Below are 22,115 nucleotides of genomic sequence, written 5' to 3'. Positions count from 1 at the left end.
TGCAGAGTGAAATTAGGAGAGGTGTTTATAGTGCAAAATATTTGGGCGCTTTTTAGGAGTTTGTTAAAACTAACAATTGTATTGATTAGCGTACTGGCGCTATTGGCTCCGTTGCCGGCAGCCTACGCGACAACGGGGAAGGGAACAGCGAGCGAGCCCTACATTGTCATAACTTGGAGTGAGCTGGATGAAACAATCAAGTCCGCGGCATCTGAGGACGTAATGACTTATGTAGAGTTGAGTAAAGACATTGACGCGGTTTCCGCGGCTACCTACGCAACCTCTAGGCATGTGACAATCAATGGGAAGGGACATACTCTCACGGCGACAAACGGTAGCTTTGGGAACAGGGCGAACACGGGTTTGCGTTTTGACGGTACTGCCAGCGGCGATGATGGCAACATTATCGTATTGCGTAACCTGACCTTTAAGGACTTTCAGGTCGGCGGCACAGGCGGCGCGACTACAGCCAGAGGTGGTTCCTATGGTTATGGCGGCGGCGCTCTCAGTGTGCGTTCAGGAATCGTTACAATTGAAAATTGCGCGTTCATAAATAACGAAAGCGTAGGGACCGGAAACAACGCGCTCGGTGGCGCCGTGTTTTTACAGAATAATGGCGTGCTGAACATCATCAACAGTACTTTTTTTGGAAATAAATCGGCGCGCGCTGGTGGCGCCATTTACGCGGGAAACAGCAACAGAGCAGGAGACTCCGTTGCCACTGGAACAATCGCGAACTGTACCATCGTGGGAAATACCGTGACGGGAGACTATAAGGGAGGCGGTTTGGCGAAAGGGGTCAATAGTACCGTCAAACTCGTCAACAGTATTGTCGTCGGCAATAAGGTCAACACAACCAGCACAACAGCATTAAACAACGATGTCGACAACTTCGACGACGGCTATAACTTGATAGGCTTTAGTACTAATAATAGTCATAACGAAACCTCCACGATCGGCGTAATCATGGGAGATTTGTTTACGGCGACCACGCCGGGCACTGACGGAACGCTTGCTCTCAAGGCGAAATCTCCGGCAATTGACGCGGCAAACAGTGGTTTTGCTCCTTTTGCGGATCAGCGCGGTTTCGTGAGGGTGGCAGCCGATATCGGCGCGTATGAATACGGTGAGGGATTGTTGCGCGTGGGCGACGTGAAACCCATAGCAACCGGTGAAGAATTAGATAACGCGATTAAAACAGCGGTATCCGGTACGGTGACGGCCCTCTACCTGGAAAACGATATTGACGCTGTGACATCGACCACCTATGGAGCGAGCAGCCTGCATGGTACCGCCGCGACCGACGGCAAATGGATCTTCATTAATGGACAGGGTCACACACTCGACGGGAAGAATGGCGCGGACACCGCTTTGCGCTTTGGGAGTAACCGTACCGATGACACGCGCAACAGAATCACCCTGTACAATCTAACCCTGCAAAATCTACAAAGCGGTAAAGATGCGGACTCGGACGGTGAGAGTGACGGTTATAGATTTGGAGGCGGAGCAGTCGCCGTCTTTGCCGGTGAGCTCACCATCAAAAACAGCGCCTTCAAAGACAATACGAGCTATGGGACCACAACAGGCAGCGCCAATATGGGCGGCGGCGCGATTTTTATGCAGAACAACGCCCGCCTGGACATTAGTAACAGTTCTTTTTCAGGAAACACGACGCATCGTAGGGGCGGCGCCATTCACGTCAATGGGTCGCTCACTGTCGCTAATACTTCCTTCGTCAACAACAGCGCGGATCAACTGGGCGGCGCTATAGCGTTCTCCACTATGCCCAATAGCCCGATTTTCAACGTAGACTCCAGTTCCAGTTTTACCGATAATACCGCTGGGTGGTCGGGCGGCGCCATTCACATTTACGGCACGAGCGGCAATAATTACTTCCCGACTCCCATCGCCGCGACGATCAACGCCACGTTCAAAGGCAACAGCGACGGTATCGACGGCACCGAGACAGACGATTACGTCTTGAGCGCCCACTATCCACCCACCTTTACCGAAGAGGTAACCGCTGATCCCTACGACGCAAAATTTGGCACTTTGATTGTAGGTGAAAACGCCTGGCCAGCGACATACTTCGCTGACGCGAACCGTTCAGCGGTGATAACCCCGCCCATCGAGGTCAATAGCCATGAGGACCTGAAAAAGGCTTTGGGCTACTGGAATTACTCCATAAGTGGTACGAAAGATACTGCTATAACTGAAGGTATCGCCGAGGATGGGGATATTATCGTTATCAACTCGAACCTGACTTATGATACACATTCCTATAACTCCAGCACAACTTCCAAAACCGACGCGGATACCGGCGCAACCGTCTTCATCACGAAGAACGTGTCAATCTTCGGCAACGGGCACATTATCGACGGTAACGGATACCCCGTTCTCGACTTCGACGGCGGGGAGAGGACGGTAGTCGCCAACCTCAGTAACGTGGTCGTCAAAAATGGCGCCTACAACGCGAAGCCGGGCGGCGCGGTTTTTGTGGAGGGCAACGCTACGCTCAACCTGAACAGGGTGACCTTCAACAACAACACGGCGGGCGCCGGCGGCGGTGGAGCAATCTATATGGACCCACACGGCACAGGATTGCCGATGTTGAACGCTACGGACAGCATTTTCAACGGCAACAAGGCCAAGGGCAGAAATGACGTCATGGGCATGGGCGGAGCCATCTCGGCACGAAACGGCGCCGTTACCCTCGTCAACACCGTGTTCAACAACAATGAAGCGCTTTCGGGCGGCGCGGTGGGTGTGAAGGGCATCGGAACGCTGGACATCACGACCTCTACCTTTACCGGCAACAAGGCGACCTACGCGGGCGGCGCGGTGGATATTCACTATGGCGACAGTCCTCAACCAGGCAGAATGGGCGTCAGCTTGGTATCGTCCGACGTTGAGGTCACGCTCTACGGTATCTCGACATTTAGTGGCAATACAGTTGGAGAAGGTTTCAGCACGGAAACCAATAGCGGTGACGTGGCTTACAGCCGTTACTCCGACGATGGAGACTCGGCTAAGATCAAGTATCTCGATGGCGGGAGGCCCCTCGCAAGCATGGATGTACCGATACATCTCGACCTGGAGTTCGCCGACCAGGACAGGACGTGGCTTGTGAATATGGAGGAACCGAACCCCGGTAAGCCTGGCGAAACAGAAGCCGTGAAGAATCCCAAGGACATCGTAGAGATCGCCATAGACGAAGCCACCGGCGCCGTCACCGTCATTTACAACGATGGCACGGAGAAACCCCTCAACACAACGGACAGACACTTCGAAATTTCGTATCCGCTAGAAAAGTTTGCTCCTGTCCAACAGTCGTCAGCTCAGCCTAACACCCTCGTATTCGAAGCCGATGGCGTGATCATTCCCTCGGGCGTTCTACTTAAGTACACCGCAAGTGTGAACACCGCCGCGTCCTCGGACTCCGTCCGAGCGAACGCGAACGAATCCCAGACGTTTTATGGATTCGCCACCATGGTTGATGGTAAGAGTGTATTGAACATCGATGTGAGTACATTGCCTTCCGGTATCTACGATATCGCTTACGAAAGCGTCAATAACAACCCGACTTTCAGCGGGCAATTGGCAGCAGGGTACGCACACACCGCCGCCGTTGGCGAGAAAGGTGATAAAGGTGACAAAGGCGATCCCGGTGAACAGGGCGCTGACGGTAGATCCGGCAGCAGTGGTGGCTGTGACGTGGGTTACGCGGCGCTTGCGCTATTCTCTCTCGTTCCTCTCCTTATGAGGCGGAGCAAGTAGGTTCAGCTTCTTAAACTGAACTTCCAGTAGACTAGTAGGCTATATCTTATTCCCTAAAGCTCGCGCTCATGCGCCAAAAAATGCCGGGTTTCCTCGAGGAACCCGGCATGTTATTCTTGTTTCCGAGATCACGCCACCAGCGCGCCTCGCCCTCGTTCTTTTAGAGCCGCGTAATGTTGGGTCGCGAGCAACCCCACCAAGATAACGCCGCCGATCAGGTCCGTCACCAGCCCACTGTCAATTAAACAGACCGCGCCGCCGAAGGATATCACCCTCAGAAGTGAATGTACTTTTGTGAAAAGATACCCCTCGACGGCTACGGCGATCATCAGTACCCCCACACAAGCGCCTATCGCGACGCGAATGCCTTCAAGAAGCGAAGTATTGATGAGAAGTAATTGCGGAGAATAAATAAACATGTAGGGAACAATGAAGCCCGCGATTGCCAGCTTCACCGAAGCAAACCCCGTTTTCATAGGATCCCCGCCGGACAAACCCGCCGCCGCGAAAGCCGCTAAGGCCACAGGGGGAGTCAGATTGGCGAACATGGCGAAATAAAAAGCAAACATGTGAGCCGCAACCGGCTCAATCCCTACATTTAGTCCAACCAAAGCGGGCGCCGCGATTGTGGCCGTGATGATATAGGCTGGAATGGAGGGAACCCCCATGCCGAGGATCATGCAGGTGATCATGGTGAAGATCAACGTGAGAAATAGGCTTTGCTTACCCAAAGCAATGATGCTGTTCGCCATTATCAATCCGAAGCCGGTTTTTGAAATAACGCCGATGACAATTCCCACGCAGGCGCAGGCCATTGCCACCGGGACCGTGGAGCGCGCGCCTTCCGCGAAAGACTGGCATACGTCGTCGAAACTCATTCGAGTGGATTTCCTGAGACAGGCGACGACGACCGTGGCGACGATCGTCACAACGGCGGAGAAAACGACGGTCGTGCCGGAAAAGAGAAGCAGGTAAAGCAAGATGACGATGGGTATGAGCAAGTGTCCCCTCGCCTTCAGCACGGCCCCTACCTGGGGTAACTGGTCTCTCGGTAGACCCAGCAGGTTGTTTTTGCAAGCGCGCAGGTGCACTTGAATGATGATACCCAGGTAGTAAAGGAGGGCGGGAATGGCCGCGTGTACGATGATCACGGAGTAACGTATACTCAGGATCTCTGCCATGATAAAAGCCGCGGCGCCCATGACGGGAGGAAGCAACTGGCCACCCACCGAAGCCGAGGCTTCGACGGCTCCCGCAAATTCCTTGGAGTAACCGGTTTTTTTCATGAGAGGGATGGTGAAAGCTCCCGTGGTAACGACATTGGCGACGGCGGATCCATTGATAGAACCCAACAATCCTGACGCGACGACGGAGACTTTTGCCGGGCCGCCTTTGGAATGACCAGCCAGAGCCATAGAAATATCATTGAAGAAGGCCCCCATTCCAGATCGACCCATGATCGCGCCGAAGAGAATGAACAAGAAAATATAACTGGCGGCCACGCTCACCGAAGAGCCGTAGATGCCCTCCGTATTGGCGAAGAAATGGTTGGAAAGTTGCAGCCATGTATAGCCGCGATGCCCGAATATCCCTGGCAACCCGCGCCCATAAAGGCCGTAGGCGATGAAGACCATACTCAAGATGGGCAGCGCCCAGCCGGACATGCGCCGCGAGGCCTCCAGCACCAATAGCACCAAAACCGTCGCAGCGACCAGATCGTAGACATTGGCCCTTCCCGCTCGGCTAACGATACCCAGATAGTCGATCCAAACGTACAACGGCACAAGCATCGCCAGGACGATCAACAGCCAATCAACCCAGCTTATGTGCTTGTAGTCGCTTTTCTTGCCGAAGGGATACATGATGAACCCCAGGACCAACATCATGGCTACATGTAACGAACGATGCTTGAGCACGACTGGCATCCCATATAGTGAAGTGACGAAGTGGTACACAGAAACAGCGACGCAGGCGAAAAAGAAGAGTTTTGCCATCAAAGGATTTTGCAAAGTACGAGTACTAGCCTCTTTGTCGAGTTTTTCGATAAGTTCTTGCTGTGTTTGAGTTAGAACTCCTCCCATCGCCTGGGTAATCTCCTCATTCAATGCGTCACCTGCGTTATTTTTCAAGTCCGAGCTTCCTTTCAAAAAATCGCCTTCCATTTTATCCTGCTCCACTGCCATCACCTCTTTCATAGACAATACCTTCAAATCAACATTTCACTATGTTTATGTCCTATGTTTATGTAGGCGAGAGTGGGCATCAAAGCAGCTCGATAGTAAGCAACTCGATAGTAAGGTCGTAAGGGATCAATCACCGATGACCAAACGTAATCGAGCATGGTGAGGCAGGTCGCTGCCTCTCGTCACGTACTCGCCGTCTAGCAGTATTTCCTGGGTCGCCGTGTGGGAATTGAGCCATACCAACTCTTCAAACGTTTGATCGATTTTTTCCATATGAATCAAACCGTTCTCGATATAGCACACCTTCCCCTTATTTTCGGGGATACCGGCACCAAAGGCAGGGAAGGTGACGGAGTCCAGTATCAGAGCTCCGTCCTCGGCGATGTGGTAATATTCGTTCCAGGGGATTTTTTCCAGTGAGTGAATCCAGCCGAAAAAGAGTTTGCTTCCGGCCTTTGCTGGAACTTCGGAGTAGATGACGCCGGTTTTCCAGTCGCTGACGCGCAACGTGAATTCCGTTAATTCCACTGATTCCGTTGATTCTATTAATTCCACTGATTCCGCATGAACGCATAAAGACACCTGAGCCAAAATCGCGGCGAATATCGCAGCAATAACGGTCAACAGAATTTTCATGCGCCCACGCATCTCAATTGGGAGAAAAAATTCCCGGATATGGCTTCGCGACTATGACGTTCAATTCGTTCGTCACGCCTTCGACTACTTCAATAAACCTTTGTCTTTGTAGAACTGGGCGGCTCCGTTGTGGAAAGGAACGGAAGTTCCCACGATGCCGCGCAGGGCGGTGTCGAGGCTGATGTTGGCCTTCGCCGTGGCGTGAGATCCCTGGATCACCTCGATACCCGCGGGCGAGTAGATATTATCGAGCAGATCGTATACTACCTCCGCGGGTAGTTTAACATCGACGAGCATGATGTTCATGACGGCGGCCGTGGTGGTGTCGCTGTTCGTTCCATAAGTCGTGGCCGGAATCGTGGCCTCGATGTAAAAAGGATATTTTTTCAGAAGATTCTGGAGCGCCTCGCCCTCGACTGGGACGAAGGAAATTTTTTTACTGGTCCCCAGCTCCATAATGGTGGCGTTGCCGAGTCCGGAAGTGACGAACGCCACGTCGCATAAGCCATTTTTCATCTGGTCGATGGCCTCGCCGTAGCTGAGGTAGTCCACTTTGCAGTCATCATAGGTCATTCCATGCGCCTCGAACATCATTCGAGCGTTAAGTTCCACTCCCGAATTGGGAGCACCCACTCCTACACGTTTACCCTTCATGTCGGTGAACTTCGCGATGCCTGAGTCCACCGTAGTGACGATCTGGCAGAAATTGGGCCACAGTCCCATCATCGCGCGCAAATCGTCCGCAGGAGGCTGTCCCTCGTAAGCGCCAAAGGATTCCACAGCCTGAATAACTGAGTCGGCCATAGCGATGGCCATTTCTCCCTGTCCGGTCTGAAGAGCATTGATGTTCTCCGCCGTAGCGCCGGTAGCGGTAGCCGAGGCTCTGTACCCCAGTTTGCCGACGAACGTCGAAAAAGCTCCGCCGATCGGGAAATAAATTCCACTGGAAGGCCCCGTCAGCACAGTGATGAAGTAATCGCTTCTCTTCACGGGATCCATCGCGCTGCTTGTGGAACAGGTCGCCGCCAAAACGAGAATGACACCCAAAACGACTAATGTTTTCTTCATTGTCACTTCTCCTCCATTCTTTCTTGTCCAAAATCTCGATTTTCCCGAGCACTTTGCGCGGGTCTCCGCAGCGACCAGAAATTCCTAATTCCTTTTACAGCTGCTTTCCGTAAAATTCGTTGTATTATAATAAAAAGTCACGCATTGTTTCAATACGTAATATTATTTATACGTAATATTATTTGAATACGTAATGTGGTTTAGGTTTTCGTAAACAACATGCGATTGTATTCGTCCGAGCCCACCAAATAATAAAACCCGTCAAAAGCCTTTTCGACGGGTTTTATTTTGTTTTATATCTTTTTTATATCTTTTTTCACATCGCCATTTTTTAAGGCAGATTGACTTTTTCTGGAAAGAGAACCTCGGACTCGACTCCGATCTCCCTGGCGATTTCCCCAGAAACAAGAGATGGCTCAAGTTCTGGATCTGTCGGAGCCGAAACGTGGAGAACCTCCTCCTCCTGATCGAAGACGACTTCTGCTATCATACCCAGAGACGCGGCCAAAGAGGTAAGAACTGCCCGCGTGTTTTCGTCCGCCCGACGCAGAATATCGCTCTGAAGAGCGTCCTGCCGTACTTCTTCCAAGTTGTTGGCGATTTCCCGATTCTGATCTTGCAGTTCGATGGAGGTGAATATACCCGCCCTTTGGTCGTAAACCTGAACGCTTTTCATGTCCGCGTAGAGATCCAGCAATCGGCTGCGAGGCACGACCATACGCACCCGGTTGAGTGCGAAGCGCTCCGTGATCGTCACCTGCGCCAAGTCGTTGCCACAGACGATAGTACCGGCGTACTTTAGAATAAACTTACGTCTCGTCCCCGGCAGGGAAAAACCCAATAGGGACTTGGAATCCTCGAACATGACAATAGATTGAAAAGCCTGCCGTATCGTCGCCAGCTCCTTGATATTTTTGATCCCCTCCAACAACGTGGAGTAAGAGGAACGTTTTCCGAGGCCCGGCCTTCGTCTCAAGAGCCACACATTGATCACCACAGAAGCCACAAGCAAAAGGGTTATGATAATACTCACGGGGAACCTCCGTTCTGATTTTTAGAATCTATAGTTTTTTATTTGGTTTGTATTCCCGCAAGGATACGAAACAATGCAGCCAATCCAATAATCAACCGCGCTTGTGCGCTCGAAGAAATATTGTTCCTTTTTCCGCAATCTCCTGTAGAAACCGTAACGATCATTGCGGCAACTCACGAAGAACTTGATTGCGAATCTCCGACAGAGGAAGCCTTTTTTCCTTCGCTAAATGCTTGATGTCGTCATATTCTGGAGTACGGCGAATGGGGTTTTCCCCCATAAAAGCCGTTTTCACCCTCAGAGCGCCCAGGGAGGTGAAAACTTCGTCTATCTTATAACATAATTTAGAGCGGTCAAGAGTTGCTCGCCGCACCCCCTGAGTGGTGGTGTCGCGCAAAACGATCCACGAAAGCGCCTCAGCTTTTTCGGGGGAACAAAGGCAACAAAACTTCACTCCCGGACGTCCTTTTTTCATGTCGATGGACTCCAACCAAACATCTAAGGCGCCCTCTTCAAAAAGCCGCTCTGTGACAAGTTCGAAGTCCTGAGGATTCATGTCGTCGATATTACTTTCCAGCAGTGTCACGCGATCATGCTTCACGCCCTGCCCCCCCAGCTCTTTGCACTCCATCAGAAGAACGCGGAGGAGGTTGGGCAGGTCCGATTTCCGAGTCCCCAGTCCGTAACCGGAAGTCAGAATCGTTCCCTCCGGGATCTCGCAGAATCCGTCCGCCAAACAACGGACCAATAACGCGCCTGTAGGCGTTGTCCGCTCCATAGGCTCTCCCCTCGAACAAACCGGCAGGCCATGGAGCAGAATCTCCGTCGCTGGAGTGGGCACGGGCAACAGCCCGTGAGCGCACGTGACGGTCCCTGACCCCACGTTAATAGTGGAGCATAGTACCCTGGGCCACTCCAACTGATCAATTAAAATGAAGGCCCCCACGATGTCCACGATGGAGTCGATGGCCCCCACTTCATGAAAATGGATCTCCTCCGGCGTAACGCCATGGACTTTCGCCTCGGCCTCCGCCAGCAGAGCAAAAGCTCTCATGGCCTCGCGCTGGATACGAGTAGAAAGAGCGCTGGTCACGACGATGTCCTCTATTTCTTTCAATCCTCTGTGGGGATGATGTTCATGGGTCTTCACGCAAAAATAGTTTCCTGCGATGCCGCCCCTGACGTCTTTTTCTATCTGAATTTCGTAATCCGAGGTCGAAAGTTTCGTCATTTTAGCCAACTCAGCTCTGAGTCGGTCCAGATTTGGAGCAAACTCGAAGAGCGCCCCCACCAACATGTCGCCAGCAATACCCGCAAAACAATCTAAATATAACGTCTTCATAACTGACCTATTCACTCCACATCTGATGATGTTGTCTCTCGTGTTTAGAAATTCAATCAGAAATTCAAGAGGTTCTTTTAACCTTATTTCTGCGTCGTCGCCGGTAAAGTTCACCACCGAAGAAAACGTTTCCTGGACTGTGCCTTCCCTCCGCCATAGGTGAAAAATCAGATAAGGCATCATCTTCGGTCCGGTTCGGAGCGAGCAACCGAATCAAGGCGGTAGGTTCAGAGAAAATTTCCCCTCCGCGCGAGTTTTTTTCCAATATTTTCAGAGCCCATGAGGCTTGGCGGTTCAACGCGAGAGGTTTTTCGGGGACCATACCTGGGCGCAGGACCAACCGCGTTTCGTTTCCACTGGGAAGCTCATGAAGTTCGGGGACGACACGGACGGCATCGATCTCAGCCGCGAAAGCGATATCATCTCCATATCCGATCTTTTCCAAAAAAATAGCGTGATCAGCGGTTTTAAGGGATGATTTGAAGTTCTTGGGCTCCGACCAGGCTAGCAAGGCCAACCGCGAGCTGTCGGCGAGACGTATGTCGGGGAAGTGTTCTTTCAGAATGGCGATGAAAAGTCCCGCGCACAACGTGTCGTCCCACGCCGGACGTCCTTTGCGCCCGGAACAAAAAATACCCAACCGGTTCCCTTTGGTGAGCGCCAAATCGAGAGCGGCAAAGGCGTTGCGTGCGCAAGCAATGAGAACGGGTGTTCCCATGGAGGCAGCCTTCGATATGGCCTTTGTGCCATTTGTGGTAGCCATGACAGCGCAAGAATATTTTTGGATCATTTCCGGCGTAATGCCTAATGGAGAATTTCCCAAGTCGAACCCCTGGGGCGCGACAGCGTTTTGTTCTCCCATCAAAAGGGGTTGCCCGCCCTCTTCTTTCAGATGTTCCGCAAGAGACCTCGCGGCATCCACGGAAACAGTAGGGTAGAGTTCGGCGCCTCCCGCAGCGAACCAAGTTACTATCATAGTTGTTGCCCGCAAAATATCCACCACCAACCAGACATCCACCACAGGCAAGTGTTCGCTATACGAAAAAACCGTCTCGACTTGTACGAGTTTCGACATGCCGCATCCCCCTCACTCGACTCGATCTTTAGATTATATCAGGGAGTGAAGCGATTCGGACCAAAAGGTTTCCATAAAATAAATATATAAAGTGAATTTTTTCTTCTTCACCCTTTGATTTTTTGTATAATGCAGCATATTCAAAACGCAAAGGAGTGTCGCGAACATGGAAACGCGTCGAGACGAAGGAGAAAAAAAAACCGCAAAAACTGCAAAAATTGTTGATGTTCTCGAACTCAGCAATAAAAAAGCCAAGATCGTCCTGGAAAACTCTCCCTTTCACCCCAGCGGCGGAGGTCAGCCGGGAGATACGGGAACGCTGAGAACCGAGGGATTCCGCGCCGAGGTCCGCGACGCCCACAAGCACGAAGACTCAATAGAAGACTCGATAGAGAAGAAACTAAGCGATTCGCGCAGCTCCCGCCTCGCTGGCTCTCCGTTTTATAAAACGATCCTCGATCTGACCTTGATTGAGGGGAAACCGAAACCTGGCATGGAAGTCGTGACGGAGGTCGACACAGCGCGCAACATGATTTTGTCCCAGATGCACACGGGGCAGCATTTATTTTCTCGCTTGCAAGAAAACGCCTGCGAGGGCCTCGAAACCCTCAAGGTGAACATCGGGGTGGACGAAAGCGTCGTCTACGTTCGCTACGACGGCCCTCTGACCTGGGAGTCTTTGTTTGAGCTGGAGGAAAAGACGGCTGCAGTCATCCGCGCCGACCTGCCGGTGGAGTCCTTCCTGACCTCCAGAGAGGAAGCGGAGAAAATCCCAGAGCTGAAGGCCAAGTGGGACCGCATCCACGACGAGCGGATACGGGTGGTGCGTGTGGCGGGTATTGACGCCACGGCCTGCGCGGGGACTCACGTGAAACGGACGGGAGAAATCGGCGGGTTTCTGGTTACGGGGTTCAATGGTTCCGCCCCCGACTGGGAGGTACGCTTCACCGTGGAAAAGGAAGTACGTGTACGGGAGTACACCCGCGTAATGAGGCGCTTGCTGCGGGACGTGGGCTGCCGACCAGACCAACTGGGGGAGGTCTTCGCCCGGCAAAAAGCCGAGAACGCTTTTCTTCGCCAGGTGACGGACAAGGTACGTCCCTATATTTCCATCGTCTGGGAGGAGCGCGAGGTGGGAAATTACCCCCTTTACTTCGCTCTGCTTTCCGGACTGACAAAGGAGCTGCTCTCGATACCCGCGCGTAACTGCGTCGCAGAGCACCCAAACGCTTTTTGCCTCGTTCTCATACCCGATACCTCTATCAATACCCCTTTCCCCTTCATCTTGCTGCGGGGGGCCGAGCTTCCCGTGGACCTGTTGGGATTACTCAAAAAATTCCCCGAACTTGAAGCGCGGGGTGGGGGCAAGGCGGACTGGCTCAACGGGACGACGACTCAGAGATCCCTGTCTGTTTGGTTCGACTGTCTAAAGCGTTTACCTTGAGCGGATTTTCCGAACCTCTATTTCGTCACGTCACGGTATCCGGGAGTTTGTTTATGCGCTAGAATGGCTTCATGTCCTTGTGATTTCTGATTTCACTTGATAATTTCGGTAAAGGAGATTTTTCCGATGAAGATTCTACGCGCTATTTTTCATTTGTTTTCCCACCTGTTTTCCCATCTATTTTCCCATCTATTTTTTAATTTGTGCTTGGGAGTAATCCTGTTCGCTATCCCGGCATCCGGGGCGCACTTTGAGTTTAAAGGAAAGATCGACGCCCAGGATCCTACGTCACGCCTTCTGGCTTACTACGTTAAGGAGTTCTCTCCCGAAACACTGGATCTGTGCATCGATGAGCAACCCGACGAAACGGGACGTTTTCGCGACATCTACATGAACCTGACGGGGGTTTTGATTGAGGGAATCCGCCTGGACAAACTGATCTTCCGTATGTACGACGCGCAGTTTAACGCACCGACAAAATGGGCGTCCGGTGAGGTAGAGTGCGAGAGCGTGCTCCAGATATACGCCCAGTGTCTTCTTAAGGAGAAAGATATCAACCGCAAGCTGGCGACGGAAACCTTCGGAAAAGACGACCATTGGCAAGACATTTCCATGAAAATCGCTCCGTCCGGGCTTTACGCCAAGGGAACCTACATCGCGAAAGTTTTGTTCGTTACGTTGCGTATTTTGTTGGAGGTCGAAAGCGGGCTAAAAATTGTGGAGAACAAGGAGCTGTGGCTGGAGGGCTACAAAGTGCGGGTCAACACAATGAGCGTTCCGGACTACATTACCAAGCAGGCTATCTCTCAGATACAGCCTCTACTGAGCCTGAGACGCTTCCCTCTGCCGCTCAAACTGCACAAGATCGAATTTCAAGAGGGACAGGCCCTTTTGGCTACTCGTAACCTTCCGCAACCACCGGAAGACGGCATCACTTACCATTACGCGGCGGAGTGATCATGTACGGCATTGATCGCAAACGCTATTTCTGGGTTAGCGCCTCGGCCTTGCTCCAGGGTTTCTTGTTGGGCAAGTACGTCTATACCAGTTCCGGAGTTTTTCTGACCCTGCCCTTGAGTTTGGTGGTAGTGGTCCCCTTCGCCCTCTGGTTGGGGCAGGAATACTGGGGCAGACGCCTCAGACGCTTTTTAGGCTCCCTCGCAGCGATCCTTGCCCTTTTCCACGCCTACTGGCTCTGGTCCGTCTTTCCATCAGACTCAGAGATCTACGCTCTGCCCACGCAAAACATGAACTTGGTCAGAACCGCTATTGCCGCTTTTTTGCTCCTGCCGTTTTTCCAATGCCGCATTGCTTCTTGGAGCTGGCGAGTTCCCTACTCGGATATTTTCTTTCAACTTTGCCGCAACGTTTTCCTGCTTTTTCAGGCCGTCATTGTCACGGCGGTCTTTTGGGCCCTACTGCTCACCGCTTCTCTGCTCTTCGAGATCATCGGACTCGTCTTCGTTCCCCAGATCATCTTCAATCCCCTGGTGGCGTTTCCCCTTACGAGCCTCACCATCGCCCTGTCCACCACTTTGGCCTTGAAACACCCCGGTATCGACTCGGTGGGACGTTGGATCCTTGCCATCCTGGCCTGGCTTTTACTGCCCTTTTCGATCCTATCCACCGTATTCGTCGTGTCTCTTCTCTTTTCAGGGCTCCAGAACCTGTGGAACACCGGACAGGCCAGCTCTCTCATGCTTTTGTTGCAGTTCGCCACTATATTATTGGCCAACGCGGCGTGGTTGGACGGAACCCATAACCCTTTTTCCAACAAAGTGGTGGACTTTGTTTCGAAACTGTCTCTGTTGCCTTGCTTGCCCATCTACACGGCCCTGTGCTTCCGCTCCCTGGGACTCCGCGTTCAGCAGTACGGCTGGAGCGTGGACCGTATCCACGCAACGTTTTTCGTTGTTGTGACCGGCGTCTGGGGTCTGGGCTACGCAGGTTCTGTCTTTCTGCGCCAGTGGCCTTCGGCAATCGCACGCGTCAATACCACCGCGACGCTGATTCTCGCGATCATCGTCGTGGCGATGAATTCTCCTCTCTTGGATCCTTACCGCTTATCCGCCAACAATCAAGTGGAACGTCTTTTGGAAGGGAGCACGAGGCCCGAAAATTTCGACTTCCTCTATCTGCGTTTCAATCTGGGACGCTACGGCAATTACGCTCTCTCTCGCCTGAAGAACGCCAACGGAGACACAGGCGCGGCTATCCAAGAGTACCTGGGTCCCGCGACCTCTATCGACCCCAAGGAACATTGGTTCAGCGTCCAAAATGGACTGCTTCCCGAAAGTCGGAGGCGAGAAATCCTAGCCGGGGCGAAAGTCTACCCGGAGGGGAGAGTTCTCTCGCCCGCTCTGGTGAACGTTTTGGTGTCTCGATGGGGCGAGCCCGGTTTTCCCCCCCTTCGCAACATTCGGAAAAGCTCTGATTTGTTTTTTTCATTTAAAAAAGTCATAAATGAGCGAGATCAGCGAGATCAGGAGGAACTTCTGCTGATCACAATGGGAACGAGCATGGTTTTCGACGTTTCTTTGAAGGAGCCTCGTACCGTAGGAGTGTTCAGAATCGAGATGGACCTCTCTTTCCTAAAGTCCGAGGATGTAAAAATTATGGAGCCCCAGTTCAAGGACATCGAGTTGGGCGGATGGCGCTACCAGATCATGCCCTTCACTCCGTGGTGAGCCCAGAGACGCGATAGGAGGGCCGCAATGACGGATTTGCGGTAGACTTCTTGTAGTAAAATACAAGAAGAAAGAAAAGTAAAAAAACGCTACGAGCTCAAAGGCGCACGCAGCGTCTTTGTTTACGATAAAGCGATTCTCATCCAACGGCTGAAGCCATTGGACGAGAATTGCAACGCCGCCAACGGTGGCGTTTGTTTTGTATTTGGTTTCTTGCCATATGTCTACTTTCATGTTAAACTCCTTTTATGGCTTATCAACGCGAAATGCGGGGCGGAACACGACCGGGATATCAATATGGCTGTAAATATTCTCAGAGTGGGGGCATCCACTCTTAAAGGAGAAGACGTAAGACCGGTTTCAGTCGGCTGTCTTTGTCGATCTTAAAATCCCACAACTTTAGTCGTGGGAGTATGTCAAGCGTATCCGAGGCCATAAAACGCTGCGTATTGTCTTTTGGGGACAGGCGCGCTAAACAATGAAAGAGGGGGTACTTTTTATGGCAAAAAAACATTGGAAAACGATGGACGGGAACACGGCGGCGGCCCATGTAGCCTACGCGTTCACGGAAGTTGCAGCGATTTTTCCGATCACGCCTTCGTCCACCATGCCGGAAATGATCGACGAGTGGGCCGCTCACGGCCTCAAAAACATCTTCGGGCAGACCGTGAAGGTGACAGAACTCCAGTCCGAGGGAGGAGCCGCTGGGGCGGTTCACGGAGCGTTGTCCGCGGGTTCCCTGGCGAGTACCTTCACCGCGTCTCAGGGTCTCTTGCTGATGCTCCCCAATATGTATAAAATTTCGGGCGAGCTGATGCCCAGTGTCTTCCACGTCTCGGCGCGGGCTGTGGCGGGACACGCGTTGTCCATTTTCGGCGATCACAGCGATGTCATGTCCGCCCGCATGACTGGCTTCGCCATGTTGGCATCTGGAAGCGTGCAGGAGACAATGGACCTTTCCGCCGTCTCCCATCTGGCGAGCATTCGTTCCAGCGTTCCTTTCCTGAACTTCTTCGACGGGTTCCGCACCTCCCACGAGGTCCAGAAGATCGACTCCCTGGAGTACGACGACTTGGCGAAACTGGTGGACTACAACGCCATCGACACCTTCCGAACCCGCTCCATGAGGCCAGAAAACCCTTTTCATAAAGGAACAGCCCAAAACCCAGACATCTTTTTCCAGGCGAAAGAAGCCGCGTCTCCCTACTACGTGGGAATACCTGACACGGTGGAGTTCTATATGCAGGAGATCAAGAAACTCACGGGCCGGGAATACCATCCCTTCAACTACTACGGACACCCTGAAGCAACTCGTGTGGTGGTCGCCATTGGCTCCGCCTGCCAGGCTATCGAGGAGACCGTGGACTACTTGAACGCCCGAGGTGAGCGGGTAGGCGTTGTGGAGGTTCACCTTTATCGCCCCTTCTCTCCGAAGTATTTCTTCCGCGTTCTGCCCTCCACAGTGGAATCCATCGCCGTCCTCGACCGCTGCAAAGAACCCGGTTCTCTTGGTGAGCCTCTCTATGAGGATATCCGTACCCTGTTCTTCGAAAAGGGTTGCTGCGCCCCCAAAATCGTGGGCGGACGCTATGGACTCGGATCCAAGGACACGACGCCCTCCCACATCAAGACCGTGTTCGACAATCTGAAGCTCTACGAGCCCCGTGATCACTTCACTGTCGGCATCGTAGACGACATCAGTGACACCTCCCTGCCGGTGAAAGAGCAAATCGTGGCCGCTCCAGAGGGCACGGTTTGCTGCAAGTTCTGGGGATTGGGTTCCGATGGAACGGTAGGCGCCAACAAAAACTCCATCAAGATCATTGGGGACTATACCGACATGTACGCTCAGGGGTATTTCGCCTACGACTCCAAGAAGTCCGGGGGTATCACGGTGTCTCACCTGCGTTTCGGCAAGTCGCCTATCAAGTCTACCTACCTCATCGACGCCGCGGATTTCATCGCCTGTCACAAACAGGAGTATGTCCATCAGTATAACGTCCTACGCGGCATTAAAAAAGGCGGCACTTTCCTTTTAAATACACAGTGGGTCACCCTGGAGGACCTAGAGGCCCAGCTTCCCCCCAAGGTCAAGCGCGCCCTGGCCGCTAATGAATGCAAGTTCTACGTCATCAACGCCGTGGATGAGGCGGAGAAGCTGGGGTTGGGCAACAGGACGAACACCATTATGCAGTCCGCTTTCTTCAAGCTAGCCAACGTTATTCCCATCGACGCCGCGGTGAAATATATGAAGGAAGCCATCGAGCACAGCTACGGCAAGAGGGGCGAGGCGGTCGTCAAAATGAACAACAACGCCGTGGACGCGGGACTCAAAAACCTCATAGAGATAAAGGTCCCCGCCGACTGGGCCAACACTCAGGACAAGCCCGTGGAGAAGCTGGGGCTGCCCACGGAGATCCCCGATTTCATCGAGAACGTCTGCATGGTCATCAACGCCCAAGAAGGGGACGACCTGCCCTCCAGCGCCTTCCTTGGCTGGGAAGATGGCCGGTTCCCCTCCGGTACCTCCGCTTACGAAAAGCGAGGTGTGGCGGTCAACGTCCCCGAGTGGAAGAGCGACAAGTGCATCCAGTGTAATCAGTGCGCTATGGTCTGTCCCCACGCGGCCATTCGTCCGTTCTTGTTGAACGAAAGCGAGCGAAAATCCGCTCCCGATGGATTCGGCGCCGTCGATCCCAAAGCCAAGAACCTCAAAGAAGCCGGCTACAAGTACAAGATGCAGGTAGACGCGCTGGACTGCATGGGCTGTGGCAACTGCGCGGATATTTGCCCGGTAAGCGCTCTGGAGATGAAGCCCATTGCCACCCAGAACGCGGAGATTCCCAACTGGACCCACGCAATAGAAAATATCGCCGACAAGGAGAACGCCGGGAACAAGTTCACCATCCAAGGCAGTCAATTCCAGCGTCCCCTACTGGAGTTCAGCGGCGCTTGCGCTGGCTGCGGCGAGACGCCCTACGCCAAGCTGATCACCCAGCTCTTCGGCAGTCGCATGATGATCGCCAACGCCACGGGCTGTTCCTCCATATGGGGCGCGTCCTCCCCAAGTATGCCCTATACTGTGGACGCCAATGGACATGGTCCGGCCTGGGGCAACTCCCTTTTCGAGGATAACGCCGAGTATGGCTACGGGATGAAGCTCTCCCTTAACGTCATGATGAGTTACCTCGTCAGCGCCGCGGAGGCGTTGCTGAAGCTGGACATTCCTCAGGAGGACAAGGCGGTTCTCGCGGAGTGGCTGGAGACCCGCAACGATGGGGAAAAGTCCAAGGCATCCGCGGCGAAAGTGGAGGCGTTACTGGAGAAAGCGCTCTGCTGTTGCTGCGACGGGCCTAACTGTACCTGCGACAGCGTTGCTGCCTCAGAGGAAATTCTGTCCCACTACGAACAAATTCACAACTACCGCGATTATCTGGTCAAGAAGTCCGTTTGGATCTTCGGGGGCGACGGCTGGGGCTATGATATCGGCTACGGCGGGTTGGATCACGTTTTGGGCAGCGGTGAGGACGTCAACATTCTGGTTCTGGACACCGAGGTCTACTCTAACACGGGAGGGCAATCCTCGAAATCGACACCCACGGCGGCTATTGCCAAGTTCGCCGCCAGCGGCAAGCGCGTCCGTAAAAAGGACCTGGGGCGTATGGCCATGACCTATGGACATGTTTATGTGGCGCAAGTGGCTATGGGCGCGGATAAAAACCAGTTGCTCAAGGCTCTGGCTGAGGCCGAGGCTCACAAGGGCCCCTCGTTGGTCATCGCCTACGCGCCCTGCATCAACCACGGCATAAAAGCCGGCATGGGCAAGACCCAAGAGCAGTCGAAGAAGGCCGTGGACGCGGGCTACTGGCACCTGTATCGCTACAACCCCGCCCTAACCGATCAAGGGAAGAACCCCTTCACCTTGGACTCCAAGGAACCGAAAGCTGGTTTCAAAGAGTTCCTCGAAAGCGAAGTTCGTTACGCCTCTTTGAAACAGAGCTTCCCCGACGTGGCGGACGCCCTGTTTGACCAGGCGGAGAAAGAGGCTCGTCAGCGCTACAACGCCTATAAGACTCTCGCGGAACTGGGCGCGGAACCCATTAAAGCTGAATAGCCAATTCAAGGTAAAAAACCTAAAATAAAGATCTAAATTTTCATAGTTTCTATATTAGACATCGCTATTAGACATCGCTTCGAGTCAAGTTGGCCCGAAGCGATGTTTTAAAATTTATGGATACCTACCGAGGGCGTGAGGATTACCACAAATCGGTTCCCCGTTTTTTCGAGCTAAAGATTTTGCCACAAAGCCGAAAGTGGCTTCGTGTAGCAGTTAACATACTCCCACGACTTATTTTGCAATCAACCTCGACCGTTTGGGCGCCATCAAGCAGGGAAAATTCCCTCCATCCAATCCTACACATCCAATCCTACACCATCCAATCCTACACCAACAAAACAGGCAGGATCGCGTAATGGCCGCGTCTTGTGGCCTCGCCGAATTGAATTTTCACGGGCTCTCTGAACAATGGGCCATCGTGGACGAAAGTGTGATATTCACCGTTTTCCCCGCAGATGTCCGCGCCTTCAAGGGCAATTTCCTCCACCAGTTCCCGCGTGAGTTGTTTACCCAGAAATTTTTCGCTCAAACGCGACGTGTCCACGATGGTGATGACGGCTTCAAATCCAGCGTCGATAAATTCGTGGACGAGTTCCCGTCTGCCACCGTTCCAGAGAGGGAAAAGGCTTTCGAGCCCGGCGGCCTTGCAACGCGAAGCGCACCAATCATAGTGAAGCTGTATGTCGATGTCTCCGAAAACACAGGCGCGGACCCCCCATTTTCTCAATCGCGTCAGGGCAGCCTCGAAATCGCGGGCGTAGGCGCTTCCTTCCCCGGTCTTGACCCATTCTAGGGGGAGGCGCATCGATTCCGCGACTTTACCCGCCACCTCTGTCGGAACGCCATGAAACCACGAACACCCAACGCTCTCGTTGTAGGTAGTCAGCAAACTGATCGGTTCATGCCCGCTCTTTATAGCCCGGTATAGGGCCAACGCGCCGTCTTTACCGCCGCTATAAGAAGCAGTGAACTTTACCTTGTCATTCATTTGAATCTCATTTGAATCTCATTTTGAATCTCATAGGGAATGTAGTCGATTACCCGCGTCATTGTTTGTCCGCCTTCCTCTTGTTCATTCTTCCTTTTGTTCATTTTATATCAGGAAGGGTATTCAAGCTTGAAAAAACGTAGTGGGTCTTATAAATGCTCTTCAATGCAAAAAAACGAGCCCTATCTTTCAGCCGCGTGACTGTTCTCTTTTCCATTGGGGAAGGCGGAAAATCTGGAGATACTCCGCGTGTTGAAAAACAGCGGGGACATTAGCGGGGAGATTAAGGAGGGTCGGTCATGCCTGGCTTTGAGTTGTTCGATGAAAAAGAACGTGGAGCGGTTGCGGAAGTTATGAAAACAGGGGTGTTGATGCGCTATGGCTTCAAAGCTGTCCGGGCCGGGCGATGGAAGGCGCTGGAGATGGAGGACGCTATCCGCAAACGGGCGGGGGTCGGTCACGCGCTGCTGCTGGCGAACGGGACCGCGGCCTTGACCACCGCTTTGGCGGCGCTGAACGTCGGCAGCGGAGACGAGGTGATCATGCCCACCTTTACCTTCGTCGCCAGTTTCGAGTCGATTATGGCGGCGGGGGCGATTCCTATTTTGGCCGATGTGGACGACACGCTTTGTTTGAACCCGGACGCGGTCCGCAAGGCCATCACGCCCCGCACCAAGGTGGTCATGCCCGTACACATGTGCGGAGCGTCGGCGGATATGGACGCGCTGAAAGGGATCTGCGCAAAAAGGGGCTTGTTCCTGGTGGAGGACGCCTGCCAAGCCTTCGGTGCCAGTTACAAAGGAAAGTTCTTGGGGAGCATCGGAGACGTCGGGTGCTATTCTTTCGACTTCAATAAAATAGTGACCTGCGGTGAGGGTGGAGCCGTGGTGACGAATGACGGCACGCTCTACAAAAGAGCCGACATGTATCACGATCATGGGCACGATCACGAAAACGACGACAGGGGCGCGGAGGGACACCTTTTTCCGGGTTACAACTATCGCGTTTCCGAGCTGCATGCCGCTATAGGATGCGCTCAGATCAGCAAGCTGGGGGATTTTCTGGAACGGCAGCACCGAAATAAAAAGCCCTTTAAAGAAGCGTTGTCCGATATCCAAGAAATCACTTTCCGCCGCGTTTTGGACCCTGAGGGCGACAGCGCCACGTTCATTTCCTTTTTTATGCCGAAGGAGGAACTCGCACGATCAGCCGCCCGCGCGCTGAAGGAAAGCGGCACGGAGGGCGTCTTCCATTGGTACGATAACAATTGGCATTACGTTCGGAACTGGACCCACCTCAAGACTCGCTTCAAAGAGCGCCGTTTCGCAAACCCGATCTCCCCGATTTTCTTGGAGGGAATGCCGGATTATTCTAAGGCGGATTTCTCGGCGTCCAATAAGTGGATGTCCCGTTGCATTTCCCTCAGCATCAAGTTGGACTGGACGGAAGAAGAAGCCGCGTCCAGAGCGAGGAAAGCGGCTGAAGCCGTCAAGTCCGTTTTGTAGGTTTGTTGAATTTCGTTTTGATTTTTTATAAAAAACGCGAAAAGGGTATTGACACTTTTTCAGAACGTGGTATTATCTCTTTCGTTGTCCGCGAGAAAGTGGACGATTAAGTTTGAAAAAAGCAGTGATAAACATGATTTTTGAATCTTGACAATTTTACAGGCGAGCCAACAGAGGCTAAGCAGTAATGAATAAGTAAAAGGAAACGTTATGCAAAGTTTCGTAAGTGAAAAGAATGAGCTGAGAGTTTGATCCTGGCT

13 protein-coding genes are annotated in these 22,115 nt (G+C 52.8%); 6 read left to right on the top strand and 7 right to left on the bottom strand.

The window, feature by feature from the left end; genetic code table 11:
• Positions 1 to 81: 81 nt before the first annotated feature.
• Positions 82 to 3,777, top strand: coding sequence for an SYNERG-CTERM sorting domain-containing protein (locus tag LBJ36_00455; protein MDR1377513.1), 3,696 nt, complete (start codon positions 82 to 84; stop codon positions 3,775 to 3,777).
• Between the two features lie 128 nt (positions 3,778 to 3,905).
• Here LBJ36_00455 and LBJ36_00450 read toward each other — a convergent pair whose 3' ends face one another.
• The 6 genes from LBJ36_00450 to LBJ36_00425 all read right to left on the bottom strand — a co-directional run bounded on the left by LBJ36_00450 (position 3,906) and on the right by LBJ36_00425 (position 11,114).
• The gene (locus LBJ36_00450; protein MDR1377512.1) at positions 3,906 to 5,972 is read right to left on the bottom strand and encodes a TRAP transporter permease; all 2,067 of its coding nucleotides are present in this window, start codon (positions 5,970 to 5,972) and stop codon (positions 3,906 to 3,908) included.
• A 114-nt stretch (positions 5,973 to 6,086) separates the two neighbouring features.
• Positions 6,087 to 6,596, bottom strand: a complete 510-nt coding sequence (locus tag LBJ36_00445; protein MDR1377511.1) for a DUF1850 domain-containing protein — start codon at positions 6,594 to 6,596, stop codon at positions 6,087 to 6,089.
• Between the two features lie 84 nt (positions 6,597 to 6,680).
• Positions 6,681 to 7,664, bottom strand: a complete 984-nt coding sequence (locus LBJ36_00440) for a TAXI family TRAP transporter solute-binding subunit (protein ID MDR1377510.1) — start codon at positions 7,662 to 7,664, stop codon at positions 6,681 to 6,683.
• 331 nt (positions 7,665 to 7,995) lie between these two features.
• Positions 7,996 to 8,697 (bottom strand): DUF4230 domain-containing protein, encoded by a 702-nt coding sequence (locus LBJ36_00435; GenBank protein MDR1377509.1) that lies wholly within the window; start codon positions 8,695 to 8,697, stop codon positions 7,996 to 7,998.
• 160 nt (positions 8,698 to 8,857) lie between these two features.
• Positions 8,858 to 10,039 carry a nickel pincer cofactor biosynthesis protein LarC gene (gene larC, locus LBJ36_00430; GenBank protein MDR1377508.1) on the bottom strand — a complete coding sequence of 394 codons (1,182 nt, stop codon included), beginning with the start codon at positions 10,037 to 10,039 and terminating at the stop codon, positions 8,858 to 8,860.
• A gap of 64 nt (positions 10,040 to 10,103) precedes the next feature.
• Complete coding sequence (locus tag LBJ36_00425; GenBank protein ID MDR1377507.1) at positions 10,104 to 11,114, bottom strand: 2-phosphosulfolactate phosphatase; 1,011 nt, start codon at positions 11,112 to 11,114, stop codon at positions 10,104 to 10,106.
• A gap of 166 nt (positions 11,115 to 11,280) precedes the next feature.
• Between LBJ36_00425 and LBJ36_00420 the strand changes: the two genes are divergently transcribed.
• From LBJ36_00420 to nifJ, 4 genes are all read left to right on the top strand, one after another.
• Positions 11,281 to 12,558, top strand: coding sequence for an alanyl-tRNA editing protein (locus LBJ36_00420; protein ID MDR1377506.1), 1,278 nt, complete (start codon positions 11,281 to 11,283; stop codon positions 12,556 to 12,558).
• Between the two features lie 207 nt (positions 12,559 to 12,765).
• On the top strand, positions 12,766 to 13,515 hold the full coding sequence (locus tag LBJ36_00415) for an LmeA family phospholipid-binding protein (protein MDR1377505.1): 750 nt from the start codon (positions 12,766 to 12,768) through the stop codon (positions 13,513 to 13,515).
• 2 nt (positions 13,516 to 13,517) lie between these two features.
• Positions 13,518 to 15,245: a DUF4153 domain-containing protein gene (locus LBJ36_00410; GenBank protein MDR1377504.1), complete on the top strand. Its 1,728-nt coding sequence runs from the start codon at positions 13,518 to 13,520 to the stop codon at positions 15,243 to 15,245.
• A 499-nt stretch (positions 15,246 to 15,744) separates the two neighbouring features.
• Entirely contained in the window at positions 15,745 to 19,359 is a 3,615-nt protein-coding gene (nifJ, locus tag LBJ36_00405; protein ID MDR1377503.1) for a pyruvate:ferredoxin (flavodoxin) oxidoreductase, read from the top strand.
• Positions 19,360 to 19,687: 328 nt separating this feature from the next.
• Here the strand turns inward: nifJ and LBJ36_00400 are convergent, their stop codons facing one another.
• Positions 19,688 to 20,350 carry a diphthine--ammonia ligase gene (locus LBJ36_00400; GenBank protein MDR1377502.1) on the bottom strand — a complete coding sequence of 221 codons (663 nt, stop codon included), beginning with the start codon at positions 20,348 to 20,350 and terminating at the stop codon, positions 19,688 to 19,690.
• 299 nt (positions 20,351 to 20,649) lie between these two features.
• Between LBJ36_00400 and LBJ36_00395 the strand changes: the two genes are divergently transcribed.
• Positions 20,650 to 21,855 carry a DegT/DnrJ/EryC1/StrS family aminotransferase gene (locus LBJ36_00395; protein MDR1377501.1) on the top strand — a complete coding sequence of 402 codons (1,206 nt, stop codon included), beginning with the start codon at positions 20,650 to 20,652 and terminating at the stop codon, positions 21,853 to 21,855.
• The last annotated feature ends 260 nt before the right edge of the window (positions 21,856 to 22,115 follow it).

The sequence above is a fragment of the Synergistaceae bacterium genome (assembly GCA_031267575.1).
Classification (GTDB): Bacteria; Synergistota; Synergistia; order Synergistales; family Aminobacteriaceae; genus JAIRYN01.
This window is presented reverse-complemented; position numbering and strand designations above follow the sequence as displayed.

Excerpts from the sequence above, each read along its gene's own strand:
- LBJ36_00450 (MDR1377512.1), bottom strand. The coding sequence starts at position 5,972 with ATGAAAGAGGTGATGGCAGTGGAGCAGGATAAAATGGAAGGCGATTTT.
- LBJ36_00445 (MDR1377511.1), bottom strand. The coding sequence starts at position 6,596 with ATGAAAATTCTGTTGACCGTTATTGCTGCGATATTCGCCGCGATTTTG.
- LBJ36_00440 (MDR1377510.1), bottom strand. The coding sequence starts at position 7,664 with ATGAAGAAAACATTAGTCGTTTTGGGTGTCATTCTCGTTTTGGCGGCG.
- larC (MDR1377508.1), bottom strand. The coding sequence starts at position 10,039 with ATGAAGACGTTATATTTAGATTGTTTTGCGGGTATTGCTGGCGACATG.
- LBJ36_00425 (MDR1377507.1), bottom strand. The coding sequence starts at position 11,114 with ATGTCGAAACTCGTACAAGTCGAGACGGTTTTTTCGTATAGCGAACAC.
- LBJ36_00420 (MDR1377506.1), top strand. The coding sequence starts at position 11,281 with ATGGAAACGCGTCGAGACGAAGGAGAAAAAAAAACCGCAAAAACTGCA.
- LBJ36_00410 (MDR1377504.1), top strand. The coding sequence starts at position 13,518 with ATGTACGGCATTGATCGCAAACGCTATTTCTGGGTTAGCGCCTCGGCC.
- nifJ (MDR1377503.1), top strand. The coding sequence starts at position 15,745 with ATGGCAAAAAAACATTGGAAAACGATGGACGGGAACACGGCGGCGGCC.
- LBJ36_00400 (MDR1377502.1), bottom strand. The coding sequence starts at position 20,350 with ATGAATGACAAGGTAAAGTTCACTGCTTCTTATAGCGGCGGTAAAGAC.
- LBJ36_00395 (MDR1377501.1), top strand. The coding sequence starts at position 20,650 with ATGCCTGGCTTTGAGTTGTTCGATGAAAAAGAACGTGGAGCGGTTGCG.